This window comes from Neobacillus kokaensis, assembly GCF_014656545.1.
Classification (GTDB): Bacteria; Bacillota; Bacilli; order Bacillales; family Cytobacillaceae; genus Neobacillus; species Neobacillus kokaensis.
Genome location: NZ_BNDS01000047.1, coordinates 293 through 17,885, shown reverse-complemented (window position 1 = coordinate 17,885; position 17,593 = coordinate 293). Strand labels below are relative to the sequence as shown.

Sequence of the window (17,593 nt, the reverse complement as noted above, 5' to 3'; positions counted from 1 at the left end):
TGTTTAGTTTTCAAAGAACAAAATCACTCTTGAAAAGTGACAGGAATTCATTGTATCACATTCCTCGTATTTCTGTCAATCAACTTTTTTTAGTTACAATTGACTTTCGCTTCCTTTTCAAAGGCGACTTTTACAATATATCACGTTGCTCATGTTAAGTCAAGAAGTTTTTTTCGTTTTATTGCTTATTCACTATTTTTAAGAGCAACTTTATTAATATAACACCATTGCTTCCTGCTTGCAAGAATTTTATTCAATACTATATTTTATTATCGGATGTTGAACACAAGAAAAAGACTAGATCACAATCGGATACAGCCCGAATTTGTATTGATATTACAAGTTAAAAAAACGTTGAAGAACCTCCATTTTGTAAAGAATCACAAAGTTTCAATAACCAAAAAGCTCTTTAAGATCATTATCCTAAAGAGCTTTTAAGTGCCGTGCCTTACTATATTATTTGCTTACAACATTATTAATTACAATACAATAGGATCAATATGAAACTGCAATTCTCCTAATCCTAGACCTTTTGCACAGATTTATCCCCAGCTTATTTCCCTGCAAGTTAAATAGCTATAAATTAATATCGGCAAACCCTTCACAAGTAAAACGAACATTTGTTGAAATATAATTTTTAACACCTGTTTCAACATTAATTATACCGCCCGGCTGATGTATGTGAAACTTGTCCCCTTTACCATTTTTCGACAGGTGAATACCTAAGGCCAGACTTCCGGATCCACAAGCTTGCTCGAAAAATCTCGATCCCGTTTCTTTCACGTAAACGAACGGCCATATCTCATATTCCTTTTCCGTTAATCTTCTATAGGGAATAATCCCAATCGCTTTATTTTCATTTTTTTTAGTAACCGCTTCAATAATAAGATTAAAATCATCCTTGCATGGCCAATAGTCCGTTAAGAAATGAGTTATACCATCTAGCTGTACAGAACATCCTGAAATGCTTCTTCCATTAAGATCAATAACAATATCTTTGATGGAAATGGGACGTGGCATTTCAGCTTTTGCTTCAAAATAATTAGAAGATTTAGCTTCAACAGCACATGCAAGTGGTGAGTCTGCTCCAGAAGTTTCTAACAAGAATCTATTTTTTTCTGTTAGACCTTTGTAGTGACAGTATGCAGCTGCCCCTAAAAGTGCATTTCCACAAAATTCTCCTCCTGACATTTCCAATCTAAGCAAAGAATCTTGACTTTTCGGTGAAACTATAAAGCCTACCTGTTCTGCATTCACATATTCATAGTCCATAATCGTGTTAGCGATTTGTGAATAATGAGCAGGAGCAACATAGTTGGTTATTAAAACTGTCATATTTTTTGAAGGACTAATTTTTACAAAGTTAAGCCTCATTACCTAATCTCCTTGTTTATTATATTGTTATCTGAACCAAATTTATTTGAATGTTGGATCAATCCGCTATAAATACTATTGTAAACGAGTGTATGCCTAGACCTAACGCAAGTACTTTTTGAACAATATACTCCACATTCTTTACATACCCGGTTTTAGTTAGTTAAGTTTAAAGCACCATTGCAGCGATGAGGCCGAAAATAAATAATGGAATATTATAATGCAAAAAGGTCGGCACGCATGTATCCCAAATATGATGGTGCTTTCCATCTGCATTCAACCCTGCAGTCGGTCCAAGCGTACTGTCTGATGCCGGTGAACCTGCATCTCCAAGAGCACCAGCAGTACCAATTAATGCTGCAGTCGCCAATGGAGAGAAACCAACGGTCGCACAAAGCGGGACGAACAAAGCAGCAATAATTGGGATTGTACCGAATGAGGAACCGATTCCCATCGTGATTAATAGGCCGACTAGAAGCATCATAGCCGCAATAAACATTTTATTATCCCCTAACATCGCAGTGGAGGACTGTACAAGGTTTTCAACAGCGCCTGTCTCTTTCAAAATCGTTGCATATCCAGAGGCAATCAACATTACAAATGCAATCATCCCCATCATAGTAATCCCTTCATTTACAACCTTTTCCCCTTCTTTAAATGGAACTACCGTAAATAAGAACATGAGAACAATACCTGTAAGCGCTCCTAAAACTAGTGAATCACTTATAAGCTGCACAACAAGCGCACTAATCACTGCTATGATCGTGAACAAGTGGCGTGATGTAAATGACAACTCCATCTCGTCCGTTGCAGCTATCTCATTTATAACCCCTTGTTCACTAAAAGGCAGTTCACGATTCTTTCGATAAGAAATAAATACGGCAACCAACAACCCGACAATCATACCAAGCCCTGGTATCAACATTGAGTAAGTGACGGATGAAATAGAGATTGCCATCCCGCTTGCTTTCATTTCATCGGCAATTATCCCGTGGAAAATCAATCCAAACCCAGCTGGGATCATAATATACGGAGCCTTCAATCCGAATGTCAGTGCCGCAGCGACACCTCTGCGGTCGACCTTCATTTTATCAAACAAATGGAGTAAAGGTGGAATTAAGATTGGGATAAACGCTATGTGTACTGGAACGACATTTTGAGAAAAACAAGCCACTCCAGCAATCGTCAATAATAAAATTGAACGTTTCCCCTTTAAAACGCTTACAAGCTTTTTTACAAGAAATCCGGTAATTCCTGAATAGCCAATCATAACCGCAAAAATTCCAAGCAAAACATAACTTAGTGCTGTATTCGCTTGTCCCCCCATCCCGGAGATGAGCATATTCGTCGCATCAACCAGTGACAACCCTTCCATCAAACCCGCAACACCAGCTGCAACTAAAATTGTCAACATGACATTAACACGAAGTAAACTCAATACGACCATGACAATTACTGAAACCACTACAGCATTAAACATCCAATCATCCTTTCTTTTTTTAAGCGTTTAGTAGTTTTGGAATTATATATAAAGAGACCACTACTGGCGTATTTCTCATCAACACATAATGGCATTGATCTCATGATTAGTTATCATTTTCCCGCAAAATTAGTTTTGTTTCCAATCATTTTTCTAACTCTTACTGACGTTCTAGTGAGGGGGTTTCTAGGAGGAGTGCGGCAATTTTATAAGCCAACGAGTTTACGCTTCGTCATGCTCAAATATTTAATGGACCTAAATATCCTCCTACCCATCCTACCCCTACACTTTACATTGTTTTCTAAAAATTGTCTTTCCCTATTAATCTATTATTTTATTTATGCGTAATTTGACATTTATCAAACTGAAAAGCTCCAGCCTTTAACCAGTCATTCATTGCTTCGATATCCTTTGAAAACACTCTATCTGCACTAATAAACGGTACTACTTTTCTTCCATTTTCTAAAAACCAGCTAGTTGCAGAAGCCATTTTTTCTTTACCGCGAATTTCAGCTGCCTGTATTCCGCAAATGGCTTCTATTGCTAAGACGCGACGTGTATTTGTAATCACTTGATATGCATGTCTTGATCCAATCGTCCCCATGCTCACATGATCCTCTTGATTTGCTGATGAAGGAATAGAATCAACACTTGCAGGGTGTGCTAGTGTTTTATTCTCAGATACAAGAGATGCTGCGACATACTGCATTATCATTGCCCCTGACTGTAAACCTGGTTCTGGACTTAAAAATGGGGGCAAATCGTTTAATTGTGGATTCACTAAACGCTCTATTCGACGCTCAGAAATATTTGCTAGCTCCGCTACAGCAATCGCTAAAAAATCCATTGCAAGGGCAATTGGCTGTCCATGGAAGTTGCCACCGGATAATACTTTTTCACCATTGTCGAAAATTAACGGATTATCCGTAGCTGCATTCATTTCAATTTCCAATTTCTCTTTTACATAATTTAACGTCTGCCATGTTGCTCCGTGTACCTGTGGAATACAGCGGATTGAGTATGCATCTTGAACACGGATTTCTCCTTGCTTTGTTGTTAATAGGCTGTCGGAAAGATGTGCACGAATTCGTTCAGCAACTTCTACTTGCTCTTTGTAGCCGCGAGCCAGCTGAATATCTTCGTCAAATGCATCAATAATACCACGTAACCCTTCAATAGTTACCGATGCAATCAATTCGGTTTGATACGCTAATTTTTCCGCTTCCAAATACGCTACAACCCCCATTGCGGTCATTGCTTGTGTTCCGTTAATAAGCGCCAATCCTTCTTTTGCAGTTAATATGATTGGAAAAATACCTTCTTTCGTTAATGCATGAATTGCTGGCATTTTCTCCCCTTTATAAAAAACTTCTCCCTCTCCGATTAAAACAAGAGCTAAATGTGAAAGCGGAGCTAAATCTCCACTTGCACCTAATGATCCTTGTTGTGGAATAACAGGATGAATCCCAGCATTTAATAGTTCGAATGATCTTTCAATAACAACAGGTCGTACACCCGAAAAACCTTTCAATAATGCGTTTGCTCGAAGCAGGATCATTGCACGTGATACAACTTCAGGAAAAGGTTCTCCAATTCCACAAGCATGGGAACGAATTAAATTCAGCTGTAGGGCTTCAACATCATCTTTGTCAATAAAAACATCACTAAATTTCCCAAATCCAGTCGTTATGCCATAAACGATTCGTTCTTCTGCAACGATTTTTTCAACTGCTTTTCTACTTTCTCGCACTTTTTTCATGCTTTCTTCAGAATAAACAACCTTTTCCCCATCAAAAAGGACTTTTCGTACGTCCTCAAAAGTAAGTGTTTGACCATTTAATGTAACCATCTTTTTATCTCCCTTCAAATCCTTTAGTTTAGTAAAGTCACAATAGAAAAGGGGACTATATCAATGAAATCACTAAAAAGTGATTTCACGATATAGCCCCCTATTAACTAAAAACTATGGGCAAATTATATGTGATTAATTCCTAAACCTATTGTTTCATGCTCAGATCCCTTAACCGGTGCACCAATCGTTCCATATAGAGAGACGGCAATCCAATCTCCCTCTTGCTCATTATCATAGGGATTCCCCCGTAAAACAGCAAAAGATAAGCCAACAGTTCTAAGTACAGATCCTAATTGCACCTGACCTCTTGTTACACCGTGTAGTGCTTCAATAATGGCATGATATAATGCATGAGATTCACGATAAACATTCGGCTGGATAATACCGTTTTTCTTAGCTGCTGTTTCAATTGCAGCAACTATCTTTTGAGAGTCCATCGAACCAACTTTTCCTGTGCAGCCCTTCCAATTCGACTGCTCAAGTTTTGCCAGATGTTCAGTTGAATCATCAGAAAACAAAAGCAGAATGGCTAGTCGACCCATACAACGATCTTTACGCAATGCCATATTAACACTCTTTCTTATTTTTCAGCTAATAGATTCTAATGACTAAATTACTAGTTTTATTGTAATGGCTTTATAGCAGGGTGTCAATGATATTTTTCGAATAGTAAATCAATTTAAGTTTTCTATAAACTTCATCAAATTTTACATAAAAAAGCCGAAGGCCTTCCGGACAAATATCGGAATGAAACCTTCGGATTGGGAACATTAATTTTATTTAAAGATCTTTATTTTTATTTAAGAACCGTTAATTTTTTTTGCGGCACATCTGCAATAAAAAGTTACTAACAATAATGTATTAGTTACAAACATTATTGTTGATAAACGAAACACAAGAACCGTACCCGCGTTCTACTCTACAGTCACTGACTTGGCGAGGTTGCGTGGTTTGTCGACGTCGCAGCCGCGGTGCAGTGATGCGTAGTAGGCTAAAAGTTGTAATGGTACTACAGAGATAAGTGGTGTTAGTAATTCGTGTACTTCTGGTATGACGAAGCTGTCTTCGTCCATATTGAGTCCCTTCATAGAAATGATGCAAGGGTTGGCACCGCGGGCAACAACTTCTTTCACATTGCCGCGAATGCTTAAGTTTACATTTTCTTGTGTGGCAAGCGCAATAACAGGAGTGCCTTCTTCAATTAAGGCAATGGTTCCATGTTTTAATTCTCCGCCAGCAAAGCCTTCCGCTTGAATATAAGAAATTTCTTTCAGCTTAAGGGCTCCCTCAAGGCCGACATAGAAATCAATGCCGCGCCCGATAAAGAAGCAATTGCGGGTAACGGATAAGAATTCCTTTGCCATGATCTCAATAATTTCTTTTGAGTCACAAAGAACATCCATCGAATTAGCCACCAAGCCAAGCTCATGAATAAGATCAAAATCAATTTCTAAACCTTTACTCTTTGCAATTACTTCAGCAAAAATCGAAAGCACTGCAATTTGGGCAGTATATGCCTTTGTTGAAGCAACAGCAATTTCCGGGCCGGCATGAAGCAAGAGCGTATAGTCTGCTTCACGAGAAAGGGTTGATCCAGGAACATTGGTAATTGTTAATGCAGGATAGCCCATTTTTTTCACTTCTACAAGGACCGCACGGCTGTCCGCTGTTTCCCCGCTTTGTGAAATAAAGATAAATAACGGCTTTTCCGATAATAATGGCATGTTATAGCCAAATTCACTGGAAATATGAACTTCAACTGGCACCTTCGCCATCTTTTCAATTAATTGCTTTCCTACAAGACCAGCATGATAGGAAGTACCTGCTGCAATTATATAAATCCGGTCTGCTTTATTCACCGCATTAATGATGTCAACGTCAATCGTTAGCTCGCCTTGCTCATTTTGATACGTTTGAATAATTTTACGAATAACAGCTGGCTGCTCATCAATTTCCTTTAGCATGTAATGCGGATAAGTGCCTTTTTCAATGTCGCTGGCATCCAGTTCTGCGGTATACGGTGCACGTTCAATGGTTTCACCGTTAAGATTTTGAATGTTGACGAAATCCTTTGTCACGATCACAATTTCTTTGTCCATTATTTCCACGAATTGGTCCGTAACTTGCAGCATTGCCATTGCGTCACTGGCAACAACATTAAAACCTTGCCCCAATCCAACTAAGAGCGGACTTTTATTTTTTGCTACATAAATGGTTTCATTATCCTCAGCATCCAATAAGGCCAATGCATAAGACCCATGTAATAGTGTTAATGTTTTACGAAATGCTTCTAACACCTGTAGTCCTTCGCCGACAAACTTCTCTATCAGCTGGACAATGACTTCCGTATCTGTTTCACTTTTAAATGCTCCATCTGCAAAATATTCACGCTTTAATAGGTCATAGTTTTCAATGACACCGTTATGAACAAGCGTAAACCGGTCTGATGCGCTTTGATGGGGATGGGAATTCACCTTGCTTGGAACCCCGTGTGTCGCCCAGCGTGTGTGGCCAATCCCAATATTCGCAAAAATATGTCCATCAACAGCACGTCTTAAATCAGCAATTCGGCCTTTCTCTTTAAAAACATGAACTCCATCTTCATTTTTTAAAGCAATACCCGCTGAATCATAGCCTCTATATTCAAGTTTTTCTAAACCACGAAGTAATAGTTCCTTTGAGTCATTATTTCCGATATATCCAACAATTCCGCACATATTTCTTTTCCTCCCTGATGAAGGGGGCAAGAAACTTCCCGAGGGCTCACCTTGCCCCCTTATCTCTGTTTTTTTGTCTTGGGTATCTGAATATACCCTTTTTAAAACATTGGTTGTAATATGCCGCATTTTCTCCCCTTTGTGCACAAGGTTGCCCATGTGTTTTAAGGAAGAAATCTTCGGTTGTGCGTTCAACCGGGAGGTATCCGCCGAATAATTCGATATGCCTCCTCCTCGTCAACTAACCATCTCTCTTAGGTTAGTCCAGGCGCTTTTAAAAGGTTTTCCCTCTGCTGCCCTCCTTTCAAAAATTAGACTGTAAAAGTGGCAAAGCAAACTAATATTACCTGATAAAGTGGAGCTTAGTCAACAAAAATTACAAATTATATAGTATTTTCCATTCATAATAAAATATGCATAAGGGAAGTAAAGGTTCCCTTATGCATATCCAATTATCGCTATTCCTTAATACCCATCTCTTCTTCTACCACTGAAACAATTCGATCGACATATGATGCACAAAGCTCTTCAGTAGCAGCCTCTGCCATTACACGGACTAGCGGTTCTGTTCCGGAAGGACGGACAAGAATTCTCCCATTTCCAGCCATTTCTGCTTCCACTTGTTCAATGACCGCTTTAACCCGGGCATTGTCTGTTACATGATATTTATCTGTTACTCGAACATTAACCAGCTTTTGCGGGTATTTTTTCATTTCCCCAGCAAGCTCAGATAGCGGCTTTTTCGTTGCCTTCATAATATTTACTAACTGCAGGCCTGTTAATAAGCCGTCACCGGTGGTGTTATAGTCTATGAAAATAATGTGGCCAGATTGTTCGCCGCCTAAATTAAAGCCATTTTTCTTCATTTCCTCGACGACATAGCGGTCGCCAACCGCTGTTGCCACACTTTGCAGGTCATGAGATTCCAGCGCCTTATAGAACCCAAGATTACTCATCACCGTTGAAACTATCGTATTATGTTTTAAACGCCCCAGTTCTTTCATATATTTACCGCATATGTAAAGAATCTGGTCACCATCGACAATATCCCCATGTTCATCAATAGCAATCAGGCGGTCCCCGTCACCGTCAAAAGCAAGACCTACATCTGCCCCTTTTTCCTTCACTAGTGCGGCAAGTGTTTCTGGATGTGTAGAGCCCACACCCGCGTTTATATTTAATCCATTGGGAGCAGTCCCCATTGTTGAAAGGTCTGCATCTAAATCAGCAAACAAGTGTGTTGCCAGCGATGATGTAGCTCCATGGGCACAATCTAATGCAATGTGAATACCAGAGAAATCCTCATCAACTGTATTTTTTAAGTATTGAAGGTACTTTTGCCCGCCTTCAAAATAGTCCATGACAAGCCCAAGATCTTCACCTACAGGGCGAGGTAATTGATCTTCTGGTAAATCCATCAATTCCTCAATTTCAAGCTCTTGGTCATCAGATAGTTTAAAGCCGTCCGGCCCAAAAAACTTAATGCCATTATCGGCGACTGGATTATGAGAGGCTGAAATCATGACCCCTGCCTGTGCTCCTAACGCCTTAGTCAAATACGAAACACCCGGAGTTGAAATGACGCCGAGGCGCATAACTTCTGCACCAATAGAAAGCAGACCTGCTACCAAAGCCCCTTCCAGCATATGGCCGGAAATACGGGTATCACGTCCAATCAGGACTTTAGGACGTGCTTTATCTTTTGTTAATACATAGCCCCCAAATCGACCTAGTTTAAAGGCAAGTTCAGGTGTTAATTCGCTATTCGCTATTCCCCTTACACCGTCTGTACCAAAATATTTTCCCATTAAAAACCGCTCCTTCAATATTTATTGCTCGATTTTATGCATTATTTTTTATTGTAATTTTTGCTGATGATTGATCTGGCCTCCAATCAAGATCGGAAGGACCTTCTACATGAATATTGACTTCATGGCTTCCCTCATCTAGATCTGAAAGATCCACGAATACATCGAAATCTTTAGGACCTATTGCCCTTAGAGCTGAGCTTGGACCATTAACAAGTATATTAATCATTTGATTATTTGGGTCATCCATCTCTGCCTCAAAATTTTCAGCCAATCCCCTTATTGTAATAGGAACCTTCGTAACTGTTTTTTCCTCTTCTTTGCTGACAGTTACTTTGACTTTTACCATTTGCGGTGAAACTTTTATGACTCCATTTGAAATAATAACAGGTAAATCCAGTGTCGTGTTATCCGTAATTTTACTTACATCCACTTCCACACGTACACTATCTATATTTTTTAAGACATCGTCATTAGCCGAAATAACAGCTTCTCTTGTTTCAAGTTCAATTTTTTTAATCGTTACGCCAGCCTGCGGCGTACCTTTTTGAACAACACTAATCGGGACCTTTTTGTTATTTTCCTTAACCGGTATCGTCACTTTCACGGCTGCCGGCTCTACGGTCACATCTAATTTATTTAAATTATTATCCAGCACCTGTATGTCAGCTGATCTTGATATGGTTTCCTTTAGCTTTTGACCTTCTTCAATTGCCGCCTTTACATAAGAAATCCGGTCAATAAGACTTTTAGCCCCTGTTATTTTTACCTTATTCGGTTCGACAACTGGTTCTCCGGCTGCATATCCGTCTGCAATTTGATTCCGGTTAAACTCTGCTTCCACCTTAAATTCCTTTGTCACTTTTTCTTGGACAGTTACATAAACAAATTCAGGTTTAATCGTTGCTTTGATTTTGTCGGATAAATCTCTTACCTTAAATTTTACCTTTTGTCGGCCGATTTGGGCATCCCGTAAATCGACATAGACTTCAAAGTTGCGCAGCGCTTTGGCTGTCTGTATGTGTGTAATGGGTCCCTTTAAGGTAATGTCCACTGTATCCGGTATACCAGAAATGACTAAGTTTTCGGTATCATAATAGGCTTTAACAGGGAATTCAGCAATTTCCTCTGTCTTTTCGCCTCCCGGTACATAAACATCTGTTAATTTCTTGCCTGGGTGGGGAATGGACGAATATAACAGTACAGCAAGCACTAATGCCAGCCCCTTAATAAACCAGCGATTATCCATCAATTTATCCATTTTGCTTCCCCCTCCAGTTCCAACGAGCTGAAGAAGCTTGTTTTGTTTTGATATGCATTAATAGTTCACTGTTAAGAATTCCTTTTAGCTCTTCTGCTTCTAAATCACGATGGAGCTCTCCATTTTTCGTAAGTGAAATGGCTCCGGTCTCCTCAGACACTACAACGGTTATGCTGTCGGTTACTTCGCTGATCCCAAGTGCAGCACGGTGTCTTGTTCCTAACTCCTTTGAAATAAACGGACTTTCCGATAAAGGAAGATAGCAAGCCGCGGCAGCTACATTATTCCTTTGTATAATCACAGCCCCATCATGAAGCGGCGTATTTGGTATAAAAATATTAATTAATAGTTCAGATGAAATCTGAGAATTTAACGAGATGCCAGTTTCTATGTAATCGCTCATTCCCGTTTCTCGTTCTATGGAAATAAGTGCACCAATCCGGCGTTTGGCCATATAATCTGTTGCTTTAAGTATGGCTTCCACCGTTTTCTCTTGTCCATCTTCATCCGGGCTCGTGCTTCTCGAAAAAAACTTTCCTCGTCCCAACTGTTCTAGAGCTCTTCTAAGCTCGGGCTGGAAAATAATAATAATGGCAAGAAAACCGTATGTGATGACCTGCTGCATCATCCAGCTTAAGGTCGTTAAGCCGAAAAAGTCGCTGACAACCCTGACAATTAAAATCACCAGGATTCCTTTTAATAATTGAACAGCCTTTGTTCCTCTTATTATATTGATTAATTTATAGATGACATACCACACAAGGAGAATATCAACAATACTCGATATATACTTCCAAAATGTCCAATCCGCAAACGGCATGGTTTTTCCTCCGTATTTTTGCTTTAAAATACCTGCTGAATACAACTCATTTATTATACCATAATACTGCTTGTACTTATTATTATGTTGCAGTTTAAAAAAACAAATCACCCATAAGGAGTGATTTGTTTTTTATTTTGCTTCCTTCTGGTCAAAAAATCCTGCGACTTCTTTCGCAGATCTTTTCATTTGATACCAAATCCAGTCAAATACTTCGTTAACCTCGTCAATCTGTCCGGTTACATGTCCGGCGGATGCCAGGTATTTTTCCCCATGGATGACCGTTACATTTCCTTGTACTTCGCCCTCTATTTTCAATTTGCCATTTCGGACAATCACATCGCCCTTGACGACTTCCCCTTTTGGCACAGTGACCGTATTATTTTTCACCACTAAGTTTTGTTGCTTAGAAACGGAAAATTCTTGGTCTTGATTCCAAGTAGAGAAAAGACTGCCCATCATTAGAACAACAAATAGGGATGCCGCGGAAAGGAATGGATGGTTTCTTAACAGGCGAGCTGCCAGAACCTGTTTCTTTTCCTTCGGCAAACGCGCCAAAACATTCGCTGTAAAATCGGGCGGCGCCTGCATATTGGAAATACTTTTTACAAAAGCAACTGTCTTTTTTAACTCGTTAAAAATTTCTTCGCATTCTTTACAGCTCTGGAGGTGTTCTCTTAATACCTGTTCCTCTTTTGAATCGATTTCTTCGTCCAAATATTGATGCATTAGTTCGATGATTTGTTCTGGACACATAACAGTTTCACCTCTTACACATACCTTAATTGTTGTCTTAACGCTTCCCGGCCGCGGTGAATTCTCGTCTTCACCGTTCCAAGCGGAAGATCAAGTATTTCACTAATTTCATTTAAGGATAAATCCTCAATATATTTTAGTACTATCGCCGAACGATACTTTTCGGGAAGTTTCAAGATTTCCTTTTGTACTGTTTCCTGCAGTTCCAAGCTTTCCAGTTCTGTTTCGGGAAGAGGTGTTTCAGACGGAATCTGTGAATACATTGTCAGCCCCTCTGTACCTGCCACTTCTGCATCTAAATAATAATCCGGTTTCTTCTTTCGCAGCCTATCAATGCATAAATTCGTAGCGATTCGGAAAAGCCATGTGGAAAATTTTAAATCTTGATTAAATGATTTTATGTTCACATAAGCGCGCAGGAATGCTTCCTGTGCAATGTCCTCTGCTTCCTGCCGGTTTCCAAGCATTCGATAACAAAGCTGATAGACACTGTTTTTGTAGATTTCAACAATTTCTCCAAACGCATCCTGATCGCCTTTGATGACTTGCTTTATTCTCTTTTTTACAATTGCTTCCATTCAGTTACCTCAGCTCCAATGCTGCTATCCGATAATACGAATCGTTAGCAAAAAGGTTTCGTTTTTAACGAAATTAGTACTCAATACCTTTAATTTTAACAAAAACTTACTAATTACTGCTAAAAACTTGTTTTATTTTTTTGCCGGGATAAAAGTCTTGGCTTTTTCATAGGCTGTGTTAAACTTGGCTGTTGATTTACGCTACAGGCGCTTCGCTTTCCGCAGGCGTGACGGGGAGCCTCCTAGGCGCTTAAGCGCCTGGGAAGCTCCCCTGCCCTGTACTCCCCCAGGACATTGAATTACATCCTCGAATTCGCCCACGCACGAAGGAAATGCGACAGCATTTTCGAGGAGTCTTCGCGCCTTCCGCTCCAATCAACAAAGTTAAAAAATCAACAATGACCTTTAACCACAGCCTTTTCATAAAAAACAGCTGCTCTATTTGTAAAAGCAGCTGTTTTTTATATTATAAAAGTTTTTCTCCAAATAATGAGCCCATAAGTCCGACAGCAACAGAAGCTGTTTTATTTTTTTCATCTAAAATTGGGTTTACTTCTACAAACTCTGCAGAGGTAATTAATTTTGCCTCTTCTAACATTTCCATTGCCAAATGGCTTTCACGGTAGCTGATGCCGCCCATGACCGGTGTTCCAACACCCGGACACTCGCTTGGATCTAAGCCGTCTAAATCAAGAGATAAATGGACGCCATCCGTTTTGTCTTTAAGATAGGCAATCGTTTCTTCCATCACCTTAGCCATACCCAAACGGTCAATTTCATGCATTGTGTAAACCTTAATCCCTTTTTCTTTGATTAAAATTCTTTCCCCTTCATCTAGTGACCTCGCCCCGATAATCACCACATGCTCTGGTTTAACTTTCAGTGAATAGCCGCCAATATCAGTTAATAACTTATGGCCAAGCCCGATGCTGACAGCCAGCGGCATTCCATGGATATTTCCCGAAGGGCTTGTTTCTGCTGTATTTAAATCACCATGGGCATCATACCAAATAACGCCTAAATTTTTATAATGTTTTGCCACTCCCGCTAAAGTCCCAATTGCAATGCTATGGTCCCCGCCTAGAACAAGGGGGAAAGCCCCAGCTTGAATGGCTTCATCCACCTTTTCACAAAGCAAGGTGTTTTTTTCGGCGACTAGGTCCAAATTACGTAAATTAGATTCCTCGTCTATGGCTACCTCAGGTCTGCCAATTGGTATGTCCCCTAAATCATGAATTTCGTCAAATAAAGGTTTTAAACGTTCATTAATTCCCGCATAGCGAATGGCACTTGGGCCCATATCAACCCCGCGGCGCATTTGTCCTAAATCCATCGGCATCCCTATGATTGAAAGCTTTCTAGTCATCATTCTTTCCTCCTGCAAATCATATACCTATATTTTAACCGCTTTCATAGAGATGACTCAACTCGGCAAAAAGTTGTATATATATACGGTCTTAGATGAAAATAAAAAGCCCAGTGAAAATGCTTGTCCATGCATTTTCACTGGGCTAATACATTCATTTAACCTAATTTCCGATTTGGAATCTTATCGATATTATCTAACATGATACCTGTTCCAATCGCTACACAATCCATTGGATTATCAGCAACAAGCACTGGAACTTTCAGCTCTTCAGCGAGCAGCATATCAATCCCGTGCAGCAATGCTCCGCCGCCTGTTAAAATAACGCCGCGGTCAATAATATCGGCTGATAATTCTGGAGGCGTACGCTCAAGAACACTTTTGGCTGCCTGTACAATGACAGCAACTGATTCACGCAAAGCCTGCTCTATCTCTTCAGAACGAACTGTGATCGTACGCGGCAGCCCGCTGACCATATCACGACCACGGATTTCCATCTCCTCTGAACGTGATCCAGGGAAGACCGTGCCGATGTTAATTTTAATATTTTCTGAAGTACGTTCACCGATCAATAGCTTGTACTCGCGCTTGATATAATTTAAGATTTCTGCATCAAACTTATCGCCGGCCATTTTAATGGAGGAAGAAGTAACGATATCGCCCATTGAAAGAACTGCAACATCTGTCGTTCCTCCTCCTATGTCTACTACCATGTTTCCGCTTGGCTGGAAGATGTCCATGCCGGCACCAATCGCAGCCACCTTTGGTTCTTCTTCTAAATATATCTTTTTACCGCCGCTCTTTTCAGCAGCTTCTTTAATGGCTTTTTGCTCAACGCTTGTAATGTTCGTTGGGCAGCAAATTAAAATGCGAGGTTTTGATAAAAAGCCTTTTACATTCAACTTATTTATGAAATGTTTTAACATTGCTTCAGTAACATCAAAGTCGGCAATAACACCATCCTTTAATGGGCGAATAGCCACAATGTTCCCAGGTGTACGTCCAACCATGCGGCGGGCTTCTTCTCCAACCGCCAGTACGCGATTGGTATTTTTGTCTATTGCAACAACAGAAGGCTCATTTAATACAATTCCACGGCCTTTAACGTGGATCAGCACGTTAGCCGTTCCTAGATCAATCCCAATATCCCTTGCAAACATTCTCTTTCTTTCCTCCTCGAAAGATTCCACATACTTTTCCTAATTGTCTATTCTACCATATTCATTTCAAATTCCATAACGTTTTCATTAAAAGATGTAAAGTTTTGATGAATGCTGTCGGAATCAGAGGATTTCAAGAATACAATGGATTGGTTGAAGGTCGGCTTTTCATTTCCCTCATTATGGCTGCTTATTTAACCGCCTCTCCCTCCTTTTCTTCTTTCTGATATTTCATTTTTGTTGCTTCCCCACCCCTTAAGTGACGAATCGATTTATGATAATCTAAAATTTCTTTCACTTCATTTGCAAGCTCAGGATTAATTTCAGGAAGTCTCTCAGTTAAATCCTTATGGACTGTACTTTTGGATACGCCAAACTCCTTCGCAATCACGCGAACCGTTTTCCTCGTCTCCACGATATACTTTCCAATCTTGATAGTCCTCTCTTTGATGTAATCGTGCACACTCTCGCCCTCCCTAAATTGGATGTGGAGTGTGAAATGAGACCCGCTTATCACTATGTCGAAATACTGCATCCGCATGGTGGAAACATTACTTGGTGTCAGGCACCACAAAAAGACATTTGTCCACTTGGGATGTACAGTCTTCCCAAATTGGGTGTCAGGCACCATGCGGCAGAAAGTTACACTTTCTGTTTCATACGATGAATAATCATGTCCCCGGCTGAATTCACGCTAACTTCAAACGACTCCTCACCTCAAACACTCTCTTTGTAAAGGTTTGTAATCATTGTATTAGCTTGGATACGGGTTTATGCACAAATTACACAAACGGGACAAGACATATAGGAATTAATAGGATCGCTTAATATTCAAGCCCTTTTTCGACAAAGCTTATTGCATTGGTAAAAGCGCATGTTTACAGAGGCTTCTCTAGGAAATTGCCTTTTTCTAAGAATATTTCCCAAGAAATTTGTCGAACTATTCTATGGCTGAAATGTTGTTAGCAACACACACTTTAAGGGGAAACCTTCGTAGAAACTTCACTAAAATAAAATAGCCGGGATTAATGCTCCCGGCTATTTATAACTAATTATTCTTTTTTCTCCCCAAGTGCGAAAGTGATTTCTGCTTCACATGCCACTTCCCCATCCACTGTTGCAACAGCTTTTCCTTTACCGATTGGTCCGCGCAGGCGAAACATTTCAACCTCAAGGCGCAGCTGGTCACCAGGTTTTACCTGCCTTTTAAAACGGCAATTATCAATACCTGCAAAAAAAGCTAAGCGGCCACGGTTTTCCTCTTTTTTTAATACAGCGACTGCCCCAACCTGAGCAAGCGCCTCAACAATTAGGACCCCAGGCATAACAGGATACTCTGGGAAATGACCGTTAAAAAACTCTTCATTGGCAGAAACATTTTTAATGCCAACCGCGCGTTTTCCTTCTTCTACCTCTAAGATGCGATCCACTAATAAAAATGGATAACGGTGTGGGATAATTTCTTTAATTTGTTCGATATCAAGCATTTTTAGTACCTCCTGCTAATAGCACATGATAATAACATTTTACTATTAAAGGTATATAAAAGGGAAGGGCATTCCTTCTGCCCTTCCCTTATTATTTCTCTTTATCCACTAAATCAATAATATGAGTCCATGTTGATTCTTTAAATACGTCTGCCACTTTTCCGCCGCCCAGCACGCCATAACCGACGACCGCCCCCGCGACCACCCCAATAACCATAAAGATAACCAATAAGAGGAGCCGCAGCCAAATCGGAATCAAACGAATCCTGATTCGTTTTGCTGGCACGTCTGCAGCTTCCGGTTTTTTCTTTTGACCATTATTCTGAACAGATTGGGACTTTGCTTTTTTATAATCTTCCCTAGTACTCACTTGTTCTTGATTTAAAGCCATTCTTAATTCCCCTTTTGCCGATATCCGTATTTTGTATTGATTACGGAACTAGTTAGTTACTTTATATTATAACCAATTTCTACTCACGACTCGATTAATTTTTGTAGCATATTTCTTTTATTATAAAAAATTATACTAAATTCGACATTAACTTTTTGTGGAAATTCGAAAGTATCTAGGGGTTATTACTTATAATAGGGTTTATTGAAGACTTTTTTGGTGGATTCTTATTCAGTTTTGTGCCCAAGAGGCTTTATTGAAAACAGTTTTGGTGGGTTCCTATTCTTCTGTCTTTAAGACGACCGGATAGGGTCTGTTCTTGTGGATTAGCATCAATAAAAAATAAAAAACACAGAAAATCAATGTTTTCTGTGTTTCTCATTATATGAGCCATGAAGGACTCGAACCTTCGACCCTCTGATTAAAAGTCAGATGCTCTACCGACTGAGCTAATGGCTCACTTCATTTGGCTGGGCTAGCAGGATTCGAACCTACGAATGACGGAGTCAAAGTCCGTTGCCTTACCGCTTGGCTATAGCCCAA

Annotated in this window: 15 protein-coding genes and 2 tRNA genes; all 17 read right to left on the bottom strand. The window is 39.9% G+C overall.

Going from position 1 to position 17,593, the window contains the following annotated elements; translation table 11 throughout:
- Positions 1–576: 576 nt before the first annotated feature.
- Entirely contained in the window at positions 577–1,374 is a 798-nt protein-coding gene (locus IE222_RS25615) for a histidine racemase CntK family protein (RefSeq protein WP_191277216.1), read from the bottom strand.
- Positions 1,375–1,543: 169 nt separating this feature from the next.
- The gene (locus tag IE222_RS25610) at positions 1,544–2,854 is read right to left on the bottom strand and encodes a Na+/H+ antiporter family protein (protein ID WP_191277215.1); all 1,311 of its coding nucleotides are present in this window, start codon (positions 2,852–2,854) and stop codon (positions 1,544–1,546) included.
- Between the two features lie 334 nt (positions 2,855–3,188).
- On the bottom strand, positions 3,189–4,703 hold the full coding sequence (hutH, locus tag IE222_RS25605; protein ID WP_191277214.1) for a histidine ammonia-lyase: 1,515 nt from the start codon (positions 4,701–4,703) through the stop codon (positions 3,189–3,191).
- A gap of 125 nt (positions 4,704–4,828) precedes the next feature.
- Positions 4,829–5,272 carry a histidine utilization transcription antiterminator HutP gene (gene hutP, locus IE222_RS25600; protein ID WP_191277213.1) on the bottom strand — a complete coding sequence of 148 codons (444 nt, stop codon included), beginning with the start codon at positions 5,270–5,272 and terminating at the stop codon, positions 4,829–4,831.
- Between the two features lie 348 nt (positions 5,273–5,620).
- Positions 5,621–7,423 (bottom strand): glutamine--fructose-6-phosphate transaminase (isomerizing), encoded by a 1,803-nt coding sequence (glmS, locus tag IE222_RS25595; RefSeq protein ID WP_191277212.1) that lies wholly within the window; start codon positions 7,421–7,423, stop codon positions 5,621–5,623.
- 458 nt (positions 7,424–7,881) lie between these two features.
- The gene (gene glmM, locus IE222_RS25590; RefSeq protein WP_191277211.1) at positions 7,882–9,231 is read right to left on the bottom strand and encodes a phosphoglucosamine mutase; all 1,350 of its coding nucleotides are present in this window, start codon (positions 9,229–9,231) and stop codon (positions 7,882–7,884) included.
- A 34-nt stretch (positions 9,232–9,265) separates the two neighbouring features.
- Positions 9,266–10,492 (bottom strand): CdaR family protein, encoded by a 1,227-nt coding sequence (locus tag IE222_RS25585; protein ID WP_191277210.1) that lies wholly within the window; start codon positions 10,490–10,492, stop codon positions 9,266–9,268.
- Positions 10,485–11,312: a diadenylate cyclase CdaA gene (gene cdaA, locus IE222_RS25580; RefSeq protein ID WP_191277209.1), complete on the bottom strand. Its 828-nt coding sequence runs from the start codon at positions 11,310–11,312 to the stop codon at positions 10,485–10,487. The genes IE222_RS25585 and cdaA overlap by 8 nt, the downstream gene beginning before the upstream one ends.
- Before the next feature lie 132 nt (positions 11,313–11,444).
- Complete coding sequence (locus IE222_RS25575) at positions 11,445–12,068, bottom strand: anti-sigma factor family protein (RefSeq protein ID WP_191277208.1); 624 nt, start codon at positions 12,066–12,068, stop codon at positions 11,445–11,447.
- Positions 12,069–12,082: 14 nt separating this feature from the next.
- Complete coding sequence (gene sigW, locus IE222_RS25570) at positions 12,083–12,646, bottom strand: RNA polymerase sigma factor SigW (RefSeq protein WP_191277207.1); 564 nt, start codon at positions 12,644–12,646, stop codon at positions 12,083–12,085.
- A gap of 466 nt (positions 12,647–13,112) precedes the next feature.
- Positions 13,113–14,012 carry an arginase gene (rocF, locus tag IE222_RS25565; protein ID WP_191277206.1) on the bottom strand — a complete coding sequence of 300 codons (900 nt, stop codon included), beginning with the start codon at positions 14,010–14,012 and terminating at the stop codon, positions 13,113–13,115.
- A 158-nt stretch (positions 14,013–14,170) separates the two neighbouring features.
- Positions 14,171–15,172, bottom strand: a complete 1,002-nt coding sequence (locus IE222_RS25560; protein ID WP_066390268.1) for a rod shape-determining protein — start codon at positions 15,170–15,172, stop codon at positions 14,171–14,173.
- Between the two features lie 190 nt (positions 15,173–15,362).
- Positions 15,363–15,635: a sporulation transcriptional regulator SpoIIID gene (gene spoIIID, locus IE222_RS25555; protein WP_007086083.1), complete on the bottom strand. Its 273-nt coding sequence runs from the start codon at positions 15,633–15,635 to the stop codon at positions 15,363–15,365.
- A 589-nt stretch (positions 15,636–16,224) separates the two neighbouring features.
- On the bottom strand, positions 16,225–16,659 hold the full coding sequence (gene fabZ / locus IE222_RS25545; RefSeq protein WP_191277204.1) for a 3-hydroxyacyl-ACP dehydratase FabZ: 435 nt from the start codon (positions 16,657–16,659) through the stop codon (positions 16,225–16,227).
- Positions 16,660–16,750: 91 nt separating this feature from the next.
- Positions 16,751–17,050: a DNA-directed RNA polymerase subunit beta gene (locus IE222_RS25540; RefSeq protein ID WP_191277203.1), complete on the bottom strand. Its 300-nt coding sequence runs from the start codon at positions 17,048–17,050 to the stop codon at positions 16,751–16,753.
- Between the two features lie 386 nt (positions 17,051–17,436).
- Positions 17,437–17,509 (bottom strand) — tRNA-Lys (locus IE222_RS25535).
- An 8-nt stretch (positions 17,510–17,517) separates the two neighbouring features.
- A tRNA-Gln gene (locus tag IE222_RS25530) sits at positions 17,518–17,592 on the bottom strand.
- Position 17,593 lies beyond the last annotated feature (1 nt).

Excerpts from the sequence above, each read along its gene's own strand:
- IE222_RS25575 (WP_191277208.1), bottom strand. The coding sequence starts at position 12,068 with ATGTGTCCAGAACAAATCATCGAACTAATGCATCAATATTTGGACGAA.
- rocF (WP_191277206.1), bottom strand. The coding sequence starts at position 14,012 with ATGACTAGAAAGCTTTCAATCATAGGGATGCCGATGGATTTAGGACAA.
- IE222_RS25585 (WP_191277210.1), bottom strand. The coding sequence starts at position 10,492 with ATGGATAAATTGATGGATAATCGCTGGTTTATTAAGGGGCTGGCATTA.
- hutH (WP_191277214.1), bottom strand. The coding sequence starts at position 4,703 with ATGGTTACATTAAATGGTCAAACACTTACTTTTGAGGACGTACGAAAA.
- IE222_RS25615 (WP_191277216.1), bottom strand. The coding sequence starts at position 1,374 with ATGAGGCTTAACTTTGTAAAAATTAGTCCTTCAAAAAATATGACAGTT.
- cdaA (WP_191277209.1), bottom strand. The coding sequence starts at position 11,312 with ATGCCGTTTGCGGATTGGACATTTTGGAAGTATATATCGAGTATTGTT.
- sigW (WP_191277207.1), bottom strand. The coding sequence starts at position 12,646 with ATGGAAGCAATTGTAAAAAAGAGAATAAAGCAAGTCATCAAAGGCGAT.
- glmM (WP_191277211.1), bottom strand. The coding sequence starts at position 9,231 with ATGGGAAAATATTTTGGTACAGACGGTGTAAGGGGAATAGCGAATAGC.
- hutP (WP_191277213.1), bottom strand. The coding sequence starts at position 5,272 with ATGGCATTGCGTAAAGATCGTTGTATGGGTCGACTAGCCATTCTGCTT.
- IE222_RS25540 (WP_191277203.1), bottom strand. The coding sequence starts at position 17,050 with ATGGCTTTAAATCAAGAACAAGTGAGTACTAGGGAAGATTATAAAAAA.
- fabZ (WP_191277204.1), bottom strand. The coding sequence starts at position 16,659 with ATGCTTGATATCGAACAAATTAAAGAAATTATCCCACACCGTTATCCA.
- IE222_RS25560 (WP_066390268.1), bottom strand. The coding sequence starts at position 15,172 with ATGTTTGCAAGGGATATTGGGATTGATCTAGGAACGGCTAACGTGCTG.
- glmS (WP_191277212.1), bottom strand. The coding sequence starts at position 7,423 with ATGTGCGGAATTGTTGGATATATCGGAAATAATGACTCAAAGGAACTA.
- IE222_RS25610 (WP_191277215.1), bottom strand. The coding sequence starts at position 2,854 with ATGTTTAATGCTGTAGTGGTTTCAGTAATTGTCATGGTCGTATTGAGT.